This is a genomic window from Sulfitobacter sp. JL08 (assembly GCF_003352045.1).
GTDB lineage: Bacteria > Pseudomonadota > Alphaproteobacteria > Rhodobacterales > Rhodobacteraceae > JL08.
The window spans coordinates 74,606-93,826 of sequence record NZ_CP025815.1; the positions used below are offsets into that span (position 1 = coordinate 74,606).

20 protein-coding genes are annotated in these 19,221 nt (G+C 59.2%); 10 read left to right on the forward strand and 10 right to left on the reverse strand.

The features are described from left to right. The first annotated feature begins 6 nt into the window (after positions 1-6). Positions 7-477, forward strand: a complete 471-nt coding sequence (gene rlmH, locus C1J05_RS00340; protein WP_114868520.1) for a 23S rRNA (pseudouridine(1915)-N(3))-methyltransferase RlmH — start codon at positions 7-9, stop codon at positions 475-477. A gap of 3 nt (positions 478-480) precedes the next feature. On the opposite strand, the gene C1J05_RS00345 is transcribed toward rlmH, so the two are convergent. Then, complete coding sequence (locus C1J05_RS00345) at positions 481-786, reverse strand: hypothetical protein (protein ID WP_254684673.1); 306 nt, start codon at positions 784-786, stop codon at positions 481-483. Positions 787-869: 83 nt separating this feature from the next. Next, positions 870-1,580 (reverse strand): DUF599 domain-containing protein, encoded by a 711-nt coding sequence (locus C1J05_RS00350; RefSeq protein ID WP_114868522.1) that lies wholly within the window; start codon positions 1,578-1,580, stop codon positions 870-872. A gap of 79 nt (positions 1,581-1,659) precedes the next feature. Between C1J05_RS00350 and C1J05_RS00355 the strand changes: the two genes are divergently transcribed. The 6 genes from C1J05_RS00355 to C1J05_RS00380 all read left to right on the forward strand — a co-directional run bounded on the left by C1J05_RS00355 (position 1,660) and on the right by C1J05_RS00380 (position 7,923). Beyond that, on the forward strand, positions 1,660-3,108 hold the full coding sequence (locus C1J05_RS00355) for an FAD-linked oxidase C-terminal domain-containing protein (RefSeq protein WP_114868523.1): 1,449 nt from the start codon (positions 1,660-1,662) through the stop codon (positions 3,106-3,108). Between the two features lie 50 nt (positions 3,109-3,158). Further along, complete coding sequence (locus C1J05_RS00360) at positions 3,159-4,295, forward strand: FAD-binding protein (RefSeq protein ID WP_114868524.1); 1,137 nt, start codon at positions 3,159-3,161, stop codon at positions 4,293-4,295. A 4-nt stretch (positions 4,296-4,299) separates the two neighbouring features. Beyond that, positions 4,300-5,622, forward strand: a complete 1,323-nt coding sequence (gene glcF / locus C1J05_RS00365) for a glycolate oxidase subunit GlcF (RefSeq protein WP_114868525.1) — start codon at positions 4,300-4,302, stop codon at positions 5,620-5,622. Between the two features lie 98 nt (positions 5,623-5,720). Further along, entirely contained in the window at positions 5,721-6,509 is a 789-nt protein-coding gene (locus C1J05_RS00370; RefSeq protein ID WP_114868526.1) for a trypsin-like serine peptidase, read from the forward strand. Further along, positions 6,506-7,318 carry a trypsin-like serine peptidase gene (locus tag C1J05_RS00375; protein WP_205389015.1) on the forward strand — a complete coding sequence of 271 codons (813 nt, stop codon included), beginning with the start codon at positions 6,506-6,508 and terminating at the stop codon, positions 7,316-7,318. Before C1J05_RS00370 ends, C1J05_RS00375 begins: the two co-directional genes overlap by 4 nt. 137 nt (positions 7,319-7,455) lie before the next feature. Continuing rightward, positions 7,456-7,923: an Hsp20 family protein gene (locus C1J05_RS00380; protein ID WP_114868527.1), complete on the forward strand. Its 468-nt coding sequence runs from the start codon at positions 7,456-7,458 to the stop codon at positions 7,921-7,923. 66 nt (positions 7,924-7,989) lie between these two features. Here the strand turns inward: C1J05_RS00380 and C1J05_RS00385 are convergent, their stop codons facing one another. The 7 genes from C1J05_RS00385 to C1J05_RS00415 form a co-directional block, all read right to left on the reverse strand. After that, positions 7,990-9,921, reverse strand: a complete 1,932-nt coding sequence (locus tag C1J05_RS00385; protein ID WP_114868528.1) for a vWA domain-containing protein — start codon at positions 9,919-9,921, stop codon at positions 7,990-7,992. Continuing rightward, a complete protein-coding gene (locus tag C1J05_RS00390; RefSeq protein ID WP_114868529.1) occupies positions 9,918-10,454 on the reverse strand; it encodes an RNA polymerase sigma factor in 537 nt (178 codons plus the stop codon). Before C1J05_RS00390 ends, C1J05_RS00385 begins: the two co-directional genes overlap by 4 nt. 85 nt (positions 10,455-10,539) lie before the next feature. Further along, positions 10,540-11,529 carry a tetraacyldisaccharide 4'-kinase gene (gene lpxK / locus C1J05_RS00395; protein ID WP_114868530.1) on the reverse strand — a complete coding sequence of 330 codons (990 nt, stop codon included), beginning with the start codon at positions 11,527-11,529 and terminating at the stop codon, positions 10,540-10,542. Then, positions 11,526-12,755: a 3-deoxy-D-manno-octulosonic acid transferase gene (locus C1J05_RS00400; protein ID WP_114868531.1), complete on the reverse strand. Its 1,230-nt coding sequence runs from the start codon at positions 12,753-12,755 to the stop codon at positions 11,526-11,528. Before C1J05_RS00400 ends, lpxK begins: the two co-directional genes overlap by 4 nt. 7 nt (positions 12,756-12,762) lie before the next feature. Continuing rightward, the gene (locus tag C1J05_RS00405) at positions 12,763-13,005 is read right to left on the reverse strand and encodes a DUF4170 domain-containing protein (RefSeq protein ID WP_114872014.1); all 243 of its coding nucleotides are present in this window, start codon (positions 13,003-13,005) and stop codon (positions 12,763-12,765) included. Between the two features lie 64 nt (positions 13,006-13,069). Then, positions 13,070-13,864, reverse strand: coding sequence for a 3'(2'),5'-bisphosphate nucleotidase CysQ (locus tag C1J05_RS00410; RefSeq protein ID WP_114868532.1), 795 nt, complete (start codon positions 13,862-13,864; stop codon positions 13,070-13,072). Further along, positions 13,851-15,197: a TldD/PmbA family protein gene (locus C1J05_RS00415; protein WP_114868533.1), complete on the reverse strand. Its 1,347-nt coding sequence runs from the start codon at positions 15,195-15,197 to the stop codon at positions 13,851-13,853. Before C1J05_RS00415 ends, C1J05_RS00410 begins: the two co-directional genes overlap by 14 nt. 262 nt (positions 15,198-15,459) lie before the next feature. Between C1J05_RS00415 and C1J05_RS00420 the strand changes: the two genes are divergently transcribed. After that, the gene (locus tag C1J05_RS00420; RefSeq protein WP_162797867.1) at positions 15,460-16,092 is read left to right on the forward strand and encodes a GNAT family N-acetyltransferase; all 633 of its coding nucleotides are present in this window, start codon (positions 15,460-15,462) and stop codon (positions 16,090-16,092) included. Between the two features lie 54 nt (positions 16,093-16,146). Here the strand turns inward: C1J05_RS00420 and C1J05_RS00425 are convergent, their stop codons facing one another. After that, positions 16,147-17,670 (reverse strand): DUF2125 domain-containing protein, encoded by a 1,524-nt coding sequence (locus tag C1J05_RS00425; protein WP_114868535.1) that lies wholly within the window; start codon positions 17,668-17,670, stop codon positions 16,147-16,149. Positions 17,671-17,822: 152 nt separating this feature from the next. Between C1J05_RS00425 and C1J05_RS00430 the strand changes: the two genes are divergently transcribed. Together C1J05_RS00430 and C1J05_RS00435 are read left to right on the forward strand one after the other, a co-directional pair. After that, on the forward strand, positions 17,823-18,572 hold the full coding sequence (locus C1J05_RS00430; protein ID WP_114868536.1) for an SDR family oxidoreductase: 750 nt from the start codon (positions 17,823-17,825) through the stop codon (positions 18,570-18,572). Next, positions 18,569-19,198 carry an enoyl-CoA hydratase/isomerase family protein gene (locus C1J05_RS00435; protein ID WP_114868537.1) on the forward strand — a complete coding sequence of 210 codons (630 nt, stop codon included), beginning with the start codon at positions 18,569-18,571 and terminating at the stop codon, positions 19,196-19,198. The genes C1J05_RS00430 and C1J05_RS00435 overlap by 4 nt, the downstream gene beginning before the upstream one ends. Positions 19,199-19,221: the final 23 nt, after the last annotated feature.

Consider the following 19,221-nt stretch of genomic DNA (forward strand, 5'->3'; position numbering starts at 1 on the left):
GATCAGATGCGGGTGCAGATTTGCGCAGTCGGGCGGCTGCGCACGGGCCCCGAACGCGCCCTGATCGATGATTACCTGACCCGGTTCGACCGCACGGGTCGCGCTTTGGCGCTGGGGCCTGCTGCGGTGATCGAAGTGGACGATCGCAAAGGGGGCGGTATGCAGGGAGAAGCCGCCTTGCTGCGCCGCGCAATGCCTGCCGGCGCGTTGATATGCACGCTGGATGAACGCGGCACAGTCATGTCATCCCCCGAATTCGCCGCCAAACTGGGCCAGTGGCGTGATGGCGGGCGCAGCGATCTGTCCTTTGTGATTGGCGGGGCAGACGGGATCGATCCCGAATTGCGCAAGGATGCCGGTTTCAGCCTGTCCTTTGGCAAAATGGTGTGGCCGCACATGCTGGTGCGGGTCATGTTGGCAGAGCAGCTCTACCGGGCTGCATCCATTCTGTCGGGTGGGCCCTATCACCGGGAATAAAGGTCAGGGCAACCTGACGGTCTTGGTGTTGCCCGACCAGCCATCGACCGAGCATCGCGCCTGTATCTGAACCTGTTTGGTGCCTTCGGGAATGGCCACACCGGACAGGGACCGCGTAAAGGGTTGTTCATCGACATGCGGATGATGCAATTCCCGCATCCCCAGTTCGGCCCCGTTCATATCCAGAACGCGCCATGCGTCTGTATAGTGATCCCAGCCGGTATCCGGATGTTTCACTGTCACGTCGAATCGCCACGCTCCACCTGTCTGGGTGGCGGTGACGGCCTGAATCGTCGTTGGATCCGCCATGGCGGACGTGCTGATCAACATAAAAACTGTAAACAAGGCGCGTTTCATGAGGCGGTTCTAGCAGGTTCTGGCAGTACGTAAACTCACGTCTGTGTGCGGGTTGTATTTGCCAGCAGAATACTGCGCGATCTGGACGCAAATTCGCGCCGCCACAGCACCAGAAAAGTCAACACAGTGGCGACCATCAACGGGATCGTGCCCAACAGCCACGCCGCGCTGGCCAATCCGAAATAGATCGACCGCAAGCCCTTGTTAAAGCCGCGCGCGGCGGTGATGCTGATTTCTGCGGCCTGTGATGCGCGCGGAAAGGCATCCGGGTCTTTTGGATCGTTCGGCACCGCCGCGATCAGAACCGAACAATACCCGAACAACCGGTGCGACCACACGAATTTCAGAAAGGAATTCGTCACAAAAAGCAGCATGAGCAGCAGCTTGACCTCCCAGACAAATGTCGGATCGGTTTCCAGGGTCAACTCGTTTGCCAGTCCCGCGACGCGTTCGGCATTGCCAATCAACGCCAGACCGCCACCAATCGCAATCATGCAGGTCGAGGCAAAAAACGATGTACCCTGTCGCATGCTTGCGACGATCTGGGCATCAAATATCCGCGGATCGCGCCCAACCATCTGCACCATCCACTCCCGCCTGAAACCGGCCATGAGTGTGGAAACCGACGGGTGACGCGCCCGCGGATGCTCGATCATCCAGTCGATACCTGCCCACACCGCGAAAAGCAACACCAGCGCAACGATATCCAGCGTTGAAAAAAGGGCAAAGCGGTCTGTCCATGTCATGGAGAAACCATAAGGCCCAACGATAAAACTTGCCAGATGCAGAAATTGGTTATATTTTCTTACCAAAGGGAGATCGCTGATGGAAATGCCAATACCCAACCCCGCAATTCTGGCCCGCAAGGCACGGCTGGTGGAACGCCTGTGCGAGGTGTTGCCCCGCGATGCAGTGATTGATGATCCCGCGGAAACCAAAGCCTATGAATGCGACGCTCTGACCGCCTATAAATGCCCGCCGCTTCTGGCCGTTCTGCCCGCCGATACCCAGGAAGTTTCCGACGTCCTGCGCATCTGCCATCAGGAAGGCGTGCCTGTGGTGCCGCGCGGATCGGGCACATCGCTGGCCGGGGGCGCGATGCCCACCGCTGACAGCGTCATTTTGGGCGTGGCCCGCATGAACGACGTGATCGAAACGGATTATGCCAACCGGGTGATCCGCGTGCAGACCGGCCGCACCAACCTGAGTGTGACCGGCGCGGTCGAGGAAAACGGCTTTTTCTATGCGCCGGATCCGTCCAGCCAGCTGGCCTGCGCGATTGCGGGCAACATCGCGATGAACAGCGGTGGGGCGCATTGCCTGAAATACGGCGTGACCACGAATAACCTGATGGGCGTCAAAATGGTGTTGATGGACGGCAGCATTGTCGATCTGGGCGGCAGCCATATGGATGCCGGCGGGCTTGACCTGTTGGGTGTGATCTGCGGCTCCGAAGGGCAACTGGGCGTCGTGACCGAAGCGACACTGCGTATTCTGCCCAAACCAGAAGGTGCGCGGCCCGTCCTGATGGGTTTTGACAGTGCCGAAGTTGCGGGTGCCTGCGTTTCGGACATCATCAAGGCAGGCGTGTTGCCGGTTGCGATTGAATACATGGACCGGCTGTGCATCGAAGTGACCGACAAGTTCGCCAAGGCCGGATACCCCGACTGCGAGGCGCTTCTGATCGTCGAAGTTGAAGGCGCACCGCAGGAGATTGACGAACAACTGGGCGTGATTATGCAGATTGCGCGCAATCACAATCCGGTCGAACTGCGCGAAAGCAAATCGCCCGAAGAAAGCGCGAAAATCTGGCTGGGTCGCAAATCGGCCTTTGGCGCGATTGGCCAGATCAACGATTACATGTGCCTGGACGGAACGATCCCCGTATCCGCGCTGCCTTATGTTCTGCGCCGGATCGGTGAAATGGGTACGCAATACGGTCTGCAAGTGGGCAACGTGTTTCACGCAGGTGACGGCAACATGCACCCGCTGATCCTGTTTGATGCCAACAAACCCGGTGATCTGGAACTGTGCGAAGCGATGGGGGCAGATGTCCTGCGCCTTTGCGTCGAAGTTGGTGGGTGCCTGACCGGCGAACACGGTGTCGGGATCGAAAAACGTGATCTGATGCTGGACCAGTACGATGCCGCCGATCTGGAAGTGCAGATGGCGATCAAGGATGTGTTTGATCCTGCATGGCTGCTGAACCCGGCTAAAGTGTTCCCGCTGGCGGTCTCGGCGCCGCGGCGCGAACCTGCGCTGGCCGCCGAATAATCGGGGGCGTTGCCCCCGGACCCCCAAAGTATTTCAGAAAAGATGAAACAATGACCCCCAAGACAGAGGCCGAACTGGCCGACATCATCGCGACTGCGGACGCACCGCTGGCGATCTCCGGCGGCGGCACCCGCGGCTTTTCCGCAGAGGGCGCGCCGTTGTCGGTGTCCGGCCTGTCGGGGATTGAGCTGTATGAACCGGGTGCGTTGACCATTGTTGCCAAGGCCGGGACACGCATGAGTGAAATCGAAGCGGCACTGGCAAAGGAAAACCAGCGCCTGCCGTTCGAACCGATGGATCATCGCGCTTTGCTGGGCACCGACGGCGAGCCCACAATCGGGGGAGTGATCGCCGCCAATGTCAGCGGTCCGCGCCGGATACAATCAGGCGCGGCGCGCGATTACATGCTGGGGGTCCGGTTTGTCGACGGGGCCGGGACGGTCCTGAAAAACGGCGGTCGCGTGATGAAGAACGTCACCGGCTACGATCTGGTGAAACTGATGACCGGATCCTATGGCACGCTGGGCGTATTGAGCGAAGTGGCGCTGAAGGTTCTGCCGCGCACCGATGTTGTGGCCTGCATCATGATTGACGGACTGAGCGATGCAGAGGCGGTGCGTGCCATGTCTGACGCGCTGGGATCACCGTTTGAAGTATCGGGCGCGGCGCATATGCCGCGCGGGCTCGAAGAAAAGCCGGTCACAATGATCCGGATTGAAGGCTTTGAGGGATCGGTCAAATACCGGTCGGGCAAACTGGTGGACCTGCTGGCGGGTTATGGCGCTGCACGCGTGGAAACGGACCCTAAAAAAACCGATGCGATGTGGACGGGGATCCGCGATGTTGCGCCCTTTCACGGTGTTGGAGGCGATGTCTGGCGGGTTTCGTGCAAACCTTCTGATGGACCGCAGCTAAGTGCGGCCTTGTCTGCAACCGATACTCTGTTCGACTGGGGCGGCGGATTGATCTGGGCGCTGACGCCCGAAGGTACGGATGCACGGGCCAGTCTGGGGGCGTATGATGGCCATGCCACCCTTGTGCGTGCCAGCGCAGAGACAAAGGCACGATTGGGAACATTCCAGCCCCAACCGGCCCCGATCGAAGCCATTACGGCGGGCCTGCGCGCCAAATTCGACCCGAAAAACATTCTGAACACCGGGTTGATGCAACCCCGTCAAGAGGGCTGAGCGGATGCAGACAACCTTTACCCCGGAACAGTTGAGCGATCCGGCGATTGCGCGGTCGAACGAGATCTTGCGTACCTGCGTGCATTGCGGATTCTGCACCGCGACCTGCCCGACCTATCAGGTTCTGGGGGACGAGCTGGACAGCCCGCGGGGCCGCATCTACCTGATCAAGGACATGCTGGAAAACAACCGCGTTCCGGATGCAAAAACCGTGAAGCATATCGACCGCTGCCTGTCTTGCCTTGCGTGTATGACAACCTGTCCGTCCGGCGTGCATTACATGCACCTTGTTGATCATGCCCGTGAATATATTGAAAACACTTATAAACGCCCGCTGAGCGACCGCGCCCTGCGCTGGGTGCTGGCGCGGATTCTGCCCTATCCTATGCGGTTCCGGATTGCGCTGCTGGGGGCAAAGATCGGACGGCCCTTTGCCCGTCTGATGCCGGATGCGCGGTTGCGCGCGATGCTGGAAATGGCGCCCAAGGTGATCCCGCCGGTCAGCCGAAATGATGACCCGCAAACCTTTGTGTCCGAGGGCCCGCGCCGCAAACGGGTGGCGCTGATGACAGGCTGTGCGCAAAAGGCGCTGAACACGGATATCAATGATGCCACGATCCGGCTTTTGAAACGGCTGGGATGCGACGTGGTGATCGCCAAGGGGGCAGGATGCTGTGGTGCGTTGACCCATCACATGGGCAAGACCGATGAAAGCCATGCAACGGCGGCGAAAAACATCACCGCCTGGGCGGCGGAAATGGATGGCGACGGTCTGGACGCGATCGTGATCAACACCAGCGGTTGTGGCACCACCGTCAAGGATTATGGCCATATGTTCCGTCATCATGCGCTGGCCAAGGATGCCGCGCGGGTTGCGGATATCGCCATGGATGTGTCCGAATTGCTGATGCAGCTTGAGATGCCCGACGGCGCCGACAAGGGCCTGATCGTGGCTTATCACGCCGCCTGTTCGCTGCAACATGGCCAGCAGATCAAGACGTTTCCAAAAGATTTGTTACGCAAGGCGGGATTTGGAGTGGTGGAACCTGCCGACAGCCATTTGTGTTGCGGGTCGGCGGGCACCTACAATCTGATGCAACCTGCGATTTCCAAGCAGTTGAAAGAGCGCAAGGTACGCACGTTGGAGGCGCGAAGCCCCGATATTATTGCGGCCGGAAACATCGGTTGCATGATGCAGATCGGCGGAGCAACGGACATTCCGATTGTCCACACTGTCGAATTGCTGGATTGGGCCACAGGCGGGCCAAAGCCACCAGCGCTGGAACAAGAGGGAAAACGCGTTCCCCAAGTGCCCATATTGCGCTAGAAGCCGCGTGGACGCCCTAATTTTGCCTTAAGTCGTCTTTAGTTCAAACCCGAACGAAAAGGGAGACGCGCGTGCGGCGTTGGATGTCGATCTCACTTATGGCGCTGGTCACGACCACCGCAGCTTTTGCGCAGGATGCACGGCTGCGAAGTCTGGATTCGGTGGATGATGGCCGCGCATGGGAAGCCGTCGGGCGGTTGGATATCGATGGCACTGGGTTTTGCACCGGCGCGCTGATCGCGCCCGATCTGGTACTGACGGCGGCGCATTGCCTGTTCAACAAGGTATCCAAGGAACGCATCAACCACGAGACGGTCGAATTCCTTGCAGGCTGGCGCAACGGGCGGGCCTCGGCCTATCGCAAGGTGCGGCGCGCCGTGGTGCATCCCGAATATGTCTATGACGATGCGGCATCATCCATCAGGGTGCGCAACGATATCGCCCTTCTGGAACTGGAACGCCCGATCCGCAATACCACGGTAACCCCATTTGCAACCGCCGCGCGTCCGAAAAAAGGCGACCGCGTCGGCGTGGTATCCTACGCCAAAGACCGGTCTGAAGCCCCGTCGCTGCAAGAGGTGTGCGGTGTGCTGGCACGGCAGGAAGGTGTTCTTGTCATGACCTGCAATGTCGATTTCGGGTCGTCCGGCGCACCGATCTTTACCTTTGAGCAGGGCATCCCGCGTATCGTGTCTGTTGTGTCGGCCAAGGCCGAAGTGGAAGGCACCAAGGTTGCGCTGGGCACTGCATTGACCGAACCCCTTGAACAGTTAAAGGCGGCACTGGCCGCTGGCGAAGGCGTGTTTCAACCGGCGGGGCCGGTCGTCAAGCGCGTATCTGTTGGTGGCACCAGAAATGATACAGGTGCCAAATTCGTCAAGCCATGACGGGCTTTCGGATCGTTCTGTCTGCGCTGGTGTGCAGCATGATTGCCGGTCTGGCGATGGCCCAGACCAGCGGGCTGGCGCGATTGAGCGATCGCGAGGATCTGCTGGGATGGGAAGCAGTTGGCCGGATTGATATGGCCGGGGCCGGGTTCTGCACCGGCACCCTGATCGCATCCGATCTTGTGTTGACGGCGGCGCATTGTGTGTACCACCCCGAAACCAAAGAACTGGTCCAGGCCGATCAACTGATATTTCGGGCAGGCTTGCGCGATGGCACAGCCATTGCGGAACGGGTTGTGGCACAGATTGCGGCGCATTCGGGCTATGATCCGAAGGGCGCGTTTGACGGCGAAAACGTGCGTCATGATGTGGCGTTGTTGCGCTTGCGCGATGCGATCACCAGCACCGAGGCAAACCCCTTTGTTTTGCACAAGGGCGCAGCGGCCGGATCAACCGTCAGCGTTGTGTCTTATGGTCAGGGCCGCGCCGAAGCATTGTCGCGCCAACGCGAGTGCAGGATGCTTGGAAATTTTGATGATGTGATGGCCTTTGATTGCAACGTCACATTCGGGTCTTCCGGGGCACCGGTTTTCGCGCGTGTGGGCAATCGCGGGCGTATCGTTTCGGTGGTGTCGGGCATGACGATCATGAACGGCAAGAAACTGGCGGTCGGCATGTCGCTGCCCGCGGTGGTTGACCGGTTGAAGCGTGAGCTGCGCGCACAGCAACAGCGCCCGACGGCCAGTGTGCGCCGCCTGACAGTAGGCGACAACCGGAGTGGGACCGGGGCGAAATTCGTCAAACCCTGAAACCCTTGAAAGCGAAACAGCGAATTCCCAGATTAATGATGTGAAAGTGCCAAATAAGGGCTTTCGCACAAACCGGCCTGTCCCGAATGGGAAGGTCAAACTGAATTCGTACTCGCTCAGAAAGAGGATGACGACACATGAGAAACTTTGATTTTGCCCCGCTGCACCGTGCCAGCATCGGTTTTGACCAGATCGCCGATCTGATGGATCGCGTGATGACCAACGAAGCGCCGCAACCCAGCTATCCGCCTTACAACATCGAAAAAACGGCCGACGATGCGTATCGCATTTCGATCGCGGTTGCCGGATTTTCAGATGCCGATCTGGGCGTTGAAGTAAGGGAAAACGCGTTGATCGTGACCGCAAACAAGGCGGACAGCGGCGAAGAAAAGACGTATCTGCATCGCGGGATTGCCACACGCGCCTTTGAACGCCGGTTTCATCTGGCCGATCACGTAAGGGTCACAGGTGCGTCCCACGCCGATGGGATGCTGCACATTGATCTGCAGCGCGAAGTGCCCGAAGCCCTGAAACCGCGTCGCATTGAAATTGCTTCGACAAAGGCGGTCGAGGCTGACGTGGTTGACGCGAAAGCCGTCAACTAAGACCTGACCCCAAGGTCTTACCCTCGGACACCCGGTCGTTTCTGCGACCGGGTGTTTTTTGTTTCCTTATTCCCCGCTCAGGCTTTGCGCGAGCCGCATCAGACGGACGGCTTCGCTGCGGTAGCCGAATTCATCCGCGCCCTTGTTGGCATTGGCAAGCGCGATGGCATCGCCATAGCCCCAGTCGTGCAGATAAACACTGCCGCGCAACAATTGGCCGAACCCTGCAACCGCCATCGCAAAACCGGTGTCCGGCATGGCCGGTCCGTCTGCTGTGATCGGGGTTTCGATCAGCTGGCTTTCATCTGTGCCGGGCAATTTGTACCGGATGCGCAGAAATCCCAGTTCGCCAGTGTCAGAACCCGGTGCCGATGTGCCATAGCGCAACGGTTCGCTCAGCTGTGCAGGGGATCCGACCGGGGTCACTTCGTACAGTGCTGTCACGGTATGTCCTGCACCAATATCACCCGCATCCACGGCGTCATTGTTGAAATCTTCGCGCCGCAAGGTGCGTGTTTCATAACCGATCAGCCTGTATTCGGCGATTTCGACGGGATTGAATTCAACCTGAATTTTCACATCGTTCGCAATCGGAAACAACGCTCCGGTCAACTGGTCCACCAGAACCTTCTGCGCCTCAGCCAGCGTATCGATATATGCCGCCTGTCCGTTGCCGTTTTGCGCCAGCGCCTGCAGGGTCGCATCATCCAGATTGCCCCGCCCGAAGCCCAGAACGCTTAGATATGTGCCGCTGTCACGTTGCTGCGCGATATATGTCTTTAACGCTTCAGGATCGGACAGCCCGACGTTGAAATCACCATCGGTGGCCAGCACAACGCGGGTCACTTCGCCATCCTGCGCCATAGTGTCGGCAAGTGCATAGGCCTGCTGCAATCCGGCCTGTCCCGCCGTTGATCCGCCTGCATCCAGGCGGTCCAGAGCGGCCAGAATTGTGCTGCTGTCAGAGGCCTCTGTCGGGGCCAGAACCTGCCCTGCACTGCCCGCATAGGTGACAATGGCCACCTGATCCTGCGCGCGCAACTGGCCCAGCATCAGACGGAACGACTGTTTCAGCAGCGGCAGTTTGTTGGGCTGGTTCATCGACCCCGATGTATCGATCAGGAACACAAGGTTCAGCGGCGGGCGGTCTGCCACATCGGGCAGCGCGCCCTGAATACCGATATGCACCAGTTGCGTATCCGGGTTCCATGGTGTTCGGGCAACGGACACGGTGGGCAGGAACGGGGCATCACCTGTCGGGGCCGCGTAATCGTAGGGGAAATAGTTCACCATTTCTTCTACCCGTACCGCATCCGCCTCTGGCAAAACCCCGTTCATCAGCGCACTGCGCACAACCGCATAAGACGCGGTATCGACATCAACAGAAAACGTCGAAACCGGGGTTTCAGCCATAATCTGCACCGGGTTGGATGCCGCATTGGCAAAGGTTTCGCTGTCGGGCTGCATTTCTGGCGCAATAGGCTGTTCCCGCAGTGTTACGCTCTGATCTGAAGAGAACGCACGCAATTCGGCTTGCGGTGCTTGCGTCAAGGCAACGATACCATCGCTGTCCTCCTGTTCGCGGCCAACCGCCTTGGGTGCTGCGGCGGGGGCCACGCTGTCTGCTTCAGCCCGCTGCCTGTTTGCCAGTGTCGTGTTGCCTGATGTGTCGGGCGCTTGCGAAACCGGGACAAGACCCGGTGCAGGAGGCTGCAAAAGATCATCCCCCAAAGGCGTCAGTACCACGAATGCAGCGGCGACAAGTGCGGTTGTCGCGGCCAGTCCACCGCGCGATGTCATTCTGTCCAGCATTGTTTTCATCCCTGTCCAAAGGCCCGAAAGCGGGCGATTGGGTGTAGGACGGCTCACAGCCGGTGATCCTTGGAGACGGGCAAAGTTTTCCTGTGCCAGCGCCAGATGCGCAGCCTTCGTTGCGGCATCAGGTGCCGGAGTCGCGGCCTTCATTGCCGCCTTCAGGTCGTCAAGATCATCACTCATGTCTGATCCTCTTTTTCGCGCAGGGCGCGCAGGTGTTTCTTGGCTTCGGAAATACGCCAGCTGATCGTGCCTTCGGACACACCCAGAACGGCGGCCGCATCGCGATGCGTCATGTCGTCAAGCACCAGTGCCAGTGTGTCGCGCAGATCGTCCGGCAGCAAAGCCATGGATGTCGTCAACCAGTCTATCTGGCGCGCAGTATCGGCATCCGCGCCTCGACGGTTCAATTCCCAATCGCCCCAGCCATCCGCCGCGCGTGTATGGCTGGCGCGTTTGCGCCGCCTGTCATGGGCCGCGTTGACGACAACGCGATATAACCACGTGGTCAGCTTGGCATCGCCGCGAAAGGCCCGCAATTTCGCGGGCAGTGCGGCGCATATATCTTGTGTCAGGTCTTCGGCTTCGTGCTGTGATCCGGTCAGGCGAAAGGCCAGCCGGAACAGCCCGTCATAGCGCCGCGCCAACAGCGCCGCAAACGCGGCTCCATCGCCACCTGCGGCCGCCATGGCCAGATCGTCGTCGCTTGCATCCATTCGCATCACCTTTGTTGGACGCATGCGCTTGGTCAATCCTTGGGCGCGGGATGAAATTTGTTTGCCCCATCTTAGAAACAGCGTTTCAGGGTGCGGGAAACCGCGCCAGCATTTCGTCCAGCACAGTGCTGTCATCCAGAACCAGACGCACCGGCAACGTGATCACCTGCCTGCGGAACTCGGGCGGCAAGCGGACGGCATCCTTTTCCGTCGTGACCAGTTGCGCATTCTGCTGCAGCGCGTCAGCCTCCAGCCGGCGCATCAGGGTCGGCGTCAGTTCCTGATGATCATCCAGTGCTTCGCCGTGCACCAGTTCGGCCCCAAGTTGGTGCAGGGTTGCAAAAAACTTTTCCGGATGCCCGATCCCGGCAAATGCCAGATAGCGCCCGTCGCTCCATTGCATGCCCGTGTTCAAAGGAACCAGAGCGCCGGTGATATGGGGCAAGGCCAGTTTGGCCCCCCAACGTTGTCTGAACCGCACCTGTGCCTCGTCCGTGCCGATTGAAACGACGGCATCCGCGCGCGCCAGACCGGTTTCAACCGGTTCGCGCAACGGGCCAGCGGGCAGGCATTTGCCATTGCCAAACCCCTTGTCTGCATCGACCACCACCAGCGCCAGATCATAGCTTAGCGCGGGGTTCTGAAATCCGTCATCCAGTACAACGATGCTGGCCCCTGCTTCAATCGCCCGTTTCGCGCCTGCCGCGCGATCGTGTGACACCCAGACTTCAGCGAACGCTGCCAGCAACAGCGGTTCGTCTCCGACCTGATGCGCCTTGTGGGTGGCGGGGTCTACCTGAACCGGCCCGGCAAGCGTACCGCCATAGCCGCGCGACACCACATGCACCACATGGCCCAGATTGCGCAGCCGTTCGATCAGGGCAATCACCGTTGGTGTCTTGCCGGTGCCGCCCGCGTTCAGATTGCCGACGCAGATCACCGGCACATTCATTTTTTCTGGCGTTCCGTTTGCCAGACGCCGTGCTGTCGCCTTGGCGTAAATCGCCCCCAACGGCGCCAGAAGGGCCGATCGCCAGCCGCCAGACGAATACCAGAAACCGGGCGGTCGCGTCATCGCGATGTCTCCGTGTCCAGCGCGTCCTGCATCAGATCGACCACACGGTCGGTCAGTTCAGCGCCTTCTGAAACAACCTCCCACCCGGCATGCGCCATTGACGCAGCAAGATCAGGTGCAATCAATCGCAGGACGGATGTTCCCAGCCCGTCAGCATCCTTGACGATGCGCGCGGCCCCCGCCGATGCAAGGCGGGAATAAGAATCCAGATGATCCCCCACATTCGGTCCATAAAGGATTGCCGACCCAAGCGCCGCAGCAACGAAGGGATCACGCCCGCCATAACCTGACACCAGTGAACTACCAACAAACGCCAGCGGCGCAAGCCGGTACCACAGGCCAAGATCTTCGGGACTATCAACCACAAGAACCTGTGTCAGTTCGTCAGCCGTGCCGCCATGTGCCCAGTGCGCCACGCGCAAGCCTTGCGATGCAACATAATCGGCCAGTTTTTCATTCGGTGATGCCGACACCAGAATCAACAGCAGACGATGGGCCAGACGGGCTGCCGTTCGGTGTGCCTGAAGCACCAGATCAACTTCGTCCCGCTGCACATCGGCGGCAAGCCAGATCGGGCGCCCGGCCAACTGGTTCGCCAGATCATCCAGTTCGTCCATGTTGCAGGGCAGCGCCTGACCTCCGGGACGCAGCAAGGGGGTGAGTTCAACAGATTTCGGGGGCAACCCGAGTTTCAACAGTCTTTGGCGCGCCGTATCCGATTGCGCCATGATCACGGAAAAACACTTGACCAGTTGCCGTGTCACCTCGGGAAACCAACGCTCCTTGCGGCTGTCAAAGCCGTTTTCGCTGGCATCGATCAGAAACAGCGGCACTTTGCGGTCGGCCGCGTTTAACACCATGTTGGGCTGCAAGAAACCTCCGGTCCACAAGCAGACATTGGGGGCCCAGTGGTCCAGAAATCGCGTTACGGTAGCAGGATGATCGGCGGGCAAGGCTTCGGTGATGATCTCTTTGTGGGAAACGGCCAGCTTGTCGATCAGTTTCTGGCTGACCAGCGCCGGGTCATAGGTGATCAGGATCGTGATCGCGCCTCGTTGCGCGGCCAGCCGACCGGTCAGATCGGCAAGCGCAACAAGACGCGTGGGGTTGGTGGCGTGCGCCCAGACAAGTTCCCCCCTTGGGCGTGGCCTGACGGGTGTGTAATCGGGAACGGGCCCACGCTTCATATATGCGCGATAGGCCGCTAGGCTAAGAGATCGCGCCATCCGGCCATTATTCCAGTTCTTCGGTCGAAGACGCTTCGGCCTCTTCATCGCGTAAGCGGTGCAGATGCGCGATGAAATAGCGCATATGTGCGTTGTCGACCGTGCGCTGCGCTTCGGATTTCCACGCATTATAGGCGCTGTCGTAATCGGGGAAGATGCCGACAATATGGATGTCGTCGACGTCTTTGAACGTATTGCGGGTTGGATCGACCAACTCGCCTCCAAAGACAAGATGCAGGCGTTGGGTCATATCGCGTGTCCCTTTGGTTACAGTGTTTCGATTGTGCGCCAACCTACGGAATTGGCCTGTCGCGTCAAGCAGCAGGGCGGGGGGCATGTCCCAGCGCCGTCATGATCTGGCTGTGAACGGCGATGCCGCCCGACACAACGCCGTTCAACATAGGCCGGGCGTTGTTGAACAGCAGTTGCTCGCCGGTCTTGTCGGTACAAATGGCGCCAGCCTCGCTCAGAATCAGATGACCTGCGGCGATATCCCATTCCCAGCTGTCGCGCAGGGTCAGCATGGCATCGAACCGCCCTTCGGCGACCAGTGCCAGCCGATAGGCCAGTGACGGGCGATAGGCCCGTGTGATCTGCGGAACACCGCGTGGCCAGTGAACTTCGGACAGGTTCGGGCGCGCGGCCAGAACCTGCGCGCCGGCCAGATCGGCAGTGTCTGTCGCATGAATGGGCTGATTGTTCAGAAAGGCACCTTGCCCCTGCGCCGCACTGTAAAGCTTGTCGCGCAAGGGCAGGTAGATAACGGCTGCCGTGACAACACCCTTGTGCGCGATGGCAAGGGCGTGCGCCCATGTGCGCGATCCTTCGACAAAGCTGCGGGTGCCATCGATCGGATCGATGATGAATACGGTATCCTTGTCCAGGCGTGCGGCGGAATCTTCGGTTTCTTCCGACAGCCAGCCGTAACCCGGCCGGGCGGTGCGCAATCTGCGTTCCAGCATGTCGTTCACTGCCAGATCGGCTTCGGTAACGGGGCCGGCACCATCCGGTTTGTCCCATCTGACCGCATCGGCACCGGTGAATTCCGTTGCGATGTCTCCTGCGGCCAGCGCCGCGTTGATCAATAGGTTCAGATCACTTTCCGGCAAGGGTCATCCCTTCTACCAGAAGCGAAGGAACCACGCGGCTCAGATGCGTGCGTGCATCATTGGCGGGGATCAGGCGGGCCAGCATATCGCGCAGATTTCCGGCTATGGTGCATTCATTGACCGGATGGCTGATTTTACCGTTTTCAATCCAAAGCCCGGCGGCACCACGCGAATAATCACCCGTGTTCGGGTTGATCGTAGACCCGATCATCGATGTTACCAGCAGCCCGGTGCCCATATCGCGTATCAGGTCTTCCTTGCTGTGGGTGCCCTGGGTCAGTGCCACATTCCAGTTTGACGGTGAAGGCGGGCCGGATGTACCGCGTGCCGCGTTTGCGGTGGACACCATGCCCAGCTTGCGCGCTGTCGCCAGATCAAGTGTCCATCCGGTCAAAACACCGTTTTCGATGATGTTGCGCGGTCTGGTGGCCAGACCTTCGGCGTCAAATGGGCGCGATCCGGATGTCCGGATACGGTGCGGGTCTTCAACCAGCGAAAGATGTGCCGGCAAAACCGTCTGGCCCAGCGCATCGCGCAGCCAGGATGCACCACGCGCAATTGCGATACCGTTGATCGCGGACAGAAGATGCCCGATCAAAGACGACGAAATGCGTTCGTCAAACAGCACCGGATAGGAGCCGGTCGGGGGTTGTACCGCGCCGATCCGGGCCAGTGCGCGGGTGCCGGCGGTTTCGCCGATATCTTCGGGGGCGCGCAAATCGGACTGGAACAGGCGGCTGTCCCCGTCATAGTCGCGTTCCATTCCCGTGCCGGTACCTGCAATGGCAACGCAGGATATCGCGCGATCCGTGCGGCTGTATCCACCGGAAAACCCGTTTGTGGCCGCCAGATGCACCTGACGTGCGCCATAGGCCGCGGATGCGGATTGCACCTGCGTAACCCCCCTGACACCCAGTGCCGCCGCTTCGGCGCGCTCGGCATCCTGTTGCAATTCCGCCGGATCGGGTTCGGCCGCAGGATCGGCCAGTTCCAGTGCAGAAATATCCCAGTCACGCGCCAGTTCCGCAGGATCCGCCAGACCGATATGCGGATCTTCCAGCGCCTCGCGTGCCATTGCAACGGCGCGCTGTGCCATTTCCGTCAGGGTCTGGGGCCGCGTGTCGGAAGCGGACACATTGGCCTGCCGCTGACCCACCAGAACCCGCAACCCGATATCGATACCTTCGGACCGTTCGGCCTGTTCCAGCCGTCCAGCACGCACATCGATCGAAACGGATGTGCCCTGCACGGCCATTGCATCCGCATTGTCCGCGCCTGCCTTTTGCGCGGCCTGCAAAAGATCGTTCGTCAGTTGCTCCAAAGATCGGGTCATGTTCTGCCTTTACCGTTTCCAATCCCGAGGTAGCGCCGCTGGCCCCCACCCGCAAGGGGACAGGATGGAAAGGAGTGTCATGCAAGCATGGCGCAGTCTTTTCATCTGACAGGGTCTGGCCTGTTTCGAACGCGCTCTGTGATCAAATACACGGCGTCACGGCGGGAAATCGCGCAAGTTTTCTGCAACGCAGAATAATTTGTCATGCAATTCTGTTCTTATCGGAAGGAGCGGCTATCTAATGGGTCAGGAGAGCGGATACATGATCCCAGACACAGCGCATGATCTGCTTATTCGCCGACTTTGGGCCGTTGACCAAGAAGCGATCAGCAATCACCTTCTACGACTTGACGCCGAAACGCGGCGTGTCCGCTTTGGCGGTGCTGTCAACGATGAGAGCGTCAAGGCATATGCACGACGTATTCTGCGTTACGACAGCATCGTTTGTGGCGCCTTCAGCAGCGGTACCCTCAGAGCAATTGCGGAATTGCGCGGTCTCTACCGGTCTTGGCCCGCAATGGCCGAAGCCGCGTTTTCCGTTGAACCGGATTGGCAGAACGGGGGCATCGGCGATGCCTTGTTCGAGCGTGTTATTGCGTTCGCCCGAAATCGGGGCGTCAAAACGCTGTACATGACGTGTCTTCGGGAAAACGAACGGATGCGGCATCTTGCAGCCAAACACCACGCCCAGTTATATTTTTGCCCCGGTGAAGTCGAAGCAACTCTTGATCCGAATTGGCCAACTCCGCTTTCGGTCGCCATCGAAATCGCGGACGAAACCAGAGGACTGACACAGGCGATGTTTCGTTGGCCCGCCATGTGGCAACAAACCCATCTGCGAAACCAGGGCTTCTTGCGGGCTGGGACGGAAAATAAATCTGAAAATGGGATATGAAAAAAAGGGGCCGCAGGATCGCGACCCCTTTGTTTTCAGGGGTGATTGAAACCCTTACTGAATGCGCTGTCCATTGGCCAGAACGTGGCCCTGATCGTTGATTTCGATCTTGGAATTCAGTGTATCGGCACCTTCTCCGGGAACAGCGAACAAGCCCATCATCATGCGCGCGCCCATCGCCTGTTCTTCGGGCAGCATGCCCATGCCGACCAGCTTGTCGATCAGCCCGTTGCCACCGACCAGTTTCAGATCGACAGATCCGGTCGGTTTCGGCATCCCGTTGAACTCTTGTGTATTATCAAAGGTAAAGCTGCCCTTGCCACTTAGCGCGGCGCCGGCGACGGAGACCAGCAGATTGCGCAGTTCAAGCGAATTCAACTCTCCGGGAACGGTGCCAGATGCTTCCATCGCGGCGGTGGCATCGGGGTCCATGAAATCAACCAGAACCTTGGCTTTGCCCGCAAGATCAATGTTGATGGTTGCCGGATCGCGCGGCAGCGCACCGGACGGATCAAACATGTTCCACAACGTGTCATCCATTGCGAAATTGCCCAATGTGATCGCCAGACCAAAATCCTGTTCTTCGTCGGATTTTGCAATTGGCACGGACAATTTGAACAGGGTTTCGTCCATCGTGGCCGACAACCCGAACGGAATTTGCGCGCCGGTGACGTTGATCGCCGAATTGCGCGATGTCACATCATATGACAGTGTTTCCCCGTCCATTGATGCCGCCAGCGAACCGCCCTGCGATGAAGTGGTACCGCTGAAATTGCCATCCACGGGATCCTGAACGTTGAATTCCGAATTGCCGCTTTGATAATCAAAGCTGCCGTCAAACGCGAAACCGTCCTTGAACATCGCTGCCACATCAGAGCTGTCCAGCACCAATGGCAATGTTCCGTTGCCGTTTGCGGTGATCCCGTTGATGGTTCCCTTGAACGCGCCGCGGCCATCGTTTTCGCGGTCGGTCACGTCCAACTCGTACGAAATCGTGCCAATGTTGCTGGCCTGATTGTATGTGCGGACATCTGCGGTCTTCATCACATGGGTGCCGGCAATGTCGGCCATATCCACACGAAACCGCACATCTTCTTCGGAAACGTTTTCACCTTCGACATTCAGGCTGGCCAGCGCCATCGCAATGCGATCCGCGCTATAGGTATACGTCACGTCATCGGGCGCGCCGGATGCGACCATGTTGAACCCGGATTGTGAATAATCGATTTGTGCAGTGGCCGGCGATCCGCTTTCGACATCACCGGTGATCTTGATCGGCATCACCTCGGGAAACTGGATGGATACGGTGCCATCGCCGTTTTCAGCGAAAGAAATCGTATCCAATTCAATCGCCACGGTTTCCTCATCATCGGGCATGACCATCGACATTGTGATATCCGAAACCGTCAGAACGCCGCTTGATGACGATTCATTCGCGTCAACGCTATATCCCATGCCTTCCAGATATCCGCGCCAGTCCGACCAGATATCCTGCGCGGTCACATCGGCAGAGGCGGTTTGAGTGCCCAGAATAAGGGCCAGGGCACTGGCAGTGCCCACGTGTTTTGAAATAAGCATTGTGAACCCTTTCTCGGTCAAATGATGCTTCTATGTCCAGGCTATGGCAATCAATGGTCAAGAGAGCAAGGGCTGGACCCTTGCCGATGTGCGGTTTACCACTTTGGGGCCGTTCACATAATGGTGCGGTGGCAATGACAGATAGGTGACACATGAACATGACAGGCAAAACGGTAATGATCACAGGTGCAAGCCGCGGCATCGGTGCCGCCGCCGCCCGTGTTTTTGCAGAGGCCGGGGCCAATGTGGCGCTTGTGGCGCGCAGTCAGGACGCGATTGGCGCTCTGGCGCAGGATATCGGCGAACGGGCGTTGGCCATTCCCTGCGATGTCAGCCGCTATTGGGAGGTTGAGGCCGCGGTAAACGCGACAGTCAAGACCTTCGGCGGGCTGGATGTGCTGATCAACAATGCCGGTGTGATCGAGCCGATTTCCCACCTGTCCACAGCCGACCCCGAGGCATGGGGTCACGTAATCGATATCAACCTGAAAGGTGTCTTTAACGGCATGCGTGCGGCGCTTCCCGTGATGGAAGCCGCCGGTGGCGGGTCAATCCTCACGATCAGTTCTGGCGCGGCGCATGGCCCTGTCGAGGCATGGAGCCATTATTGCGCTTCCAAGGCTGCCGTTGCGATGCTGACGCGGTGTGTTGATCTGGAATCCGCCGACAAGGGCATTCGCGCGATCGGCCTGTCGCCCGGTACCGTGGCCACTGAAATGCAGCGCGAAATCAAGGCCAGCGGTGTGAACCCCGTCAGTCAGCTGGACTGGGATGTGCATATCCCCGCCGATTGGCCCGCCCGCGCGCTTTTGTGGATGTGCAGCGCGGATGCAAACGACTGGCTTGGCCGTGAAATTTCCCTGCGTGACGAAGATATCCGCAAAAAGGTGGGGCTGGAATGATCCGGCTGCACAAGGATGGTGGCCTTTGGATCGCCACCATTGATCGGCCCGACAAAGCCAATTCGCTGACACATACCATGCTTGGCCAACTGGCCGACATCGCCGAAGCCGCACAGGATGCGCGGGTTCTGATTCTGACGGGCAAGGGCAACGTGTTCAGCGCCGGTGCCGATCTGGAAGAGGCGCGCGCCGGCCTGGCGACATCCGGTATATGGGAACGCTTGTCCGGAGCTATTGCAGCGTTGCCGGGGCTTAGCATTGCGGCGCTGAACGGTACGCTGGCGGGCGGCGCGATGGGGATGGCGCTGGCGTGCGATTTGCGCATTTCAGTGCCGGAAGCCCGTTTTTTCTATCCGGTAATGAAACTGGGGTTTTTGCCGCAACCGTCCGATCCCGCGCGTATGGCGGCCTTGATCGGGCCGGCCCGCGCCAAGCTGATCCTGATGGGCGGGCAAAAAATTTCGGCGGCGGATGCGTTTTCCTTTGGTCTTGTCGATCAACTTGTTCCACATGACGCATTGCTTGATACCGCGCGCAGCATCGCCGCCGACACATTGGCAGCCAAGCCCGAAATCGCATCCGGCATCAAAGGTCTTTGCACGGCCAGCCAGGCCCAAAGTGTTTAAACGGTGCACTTGTTCTAACTAGG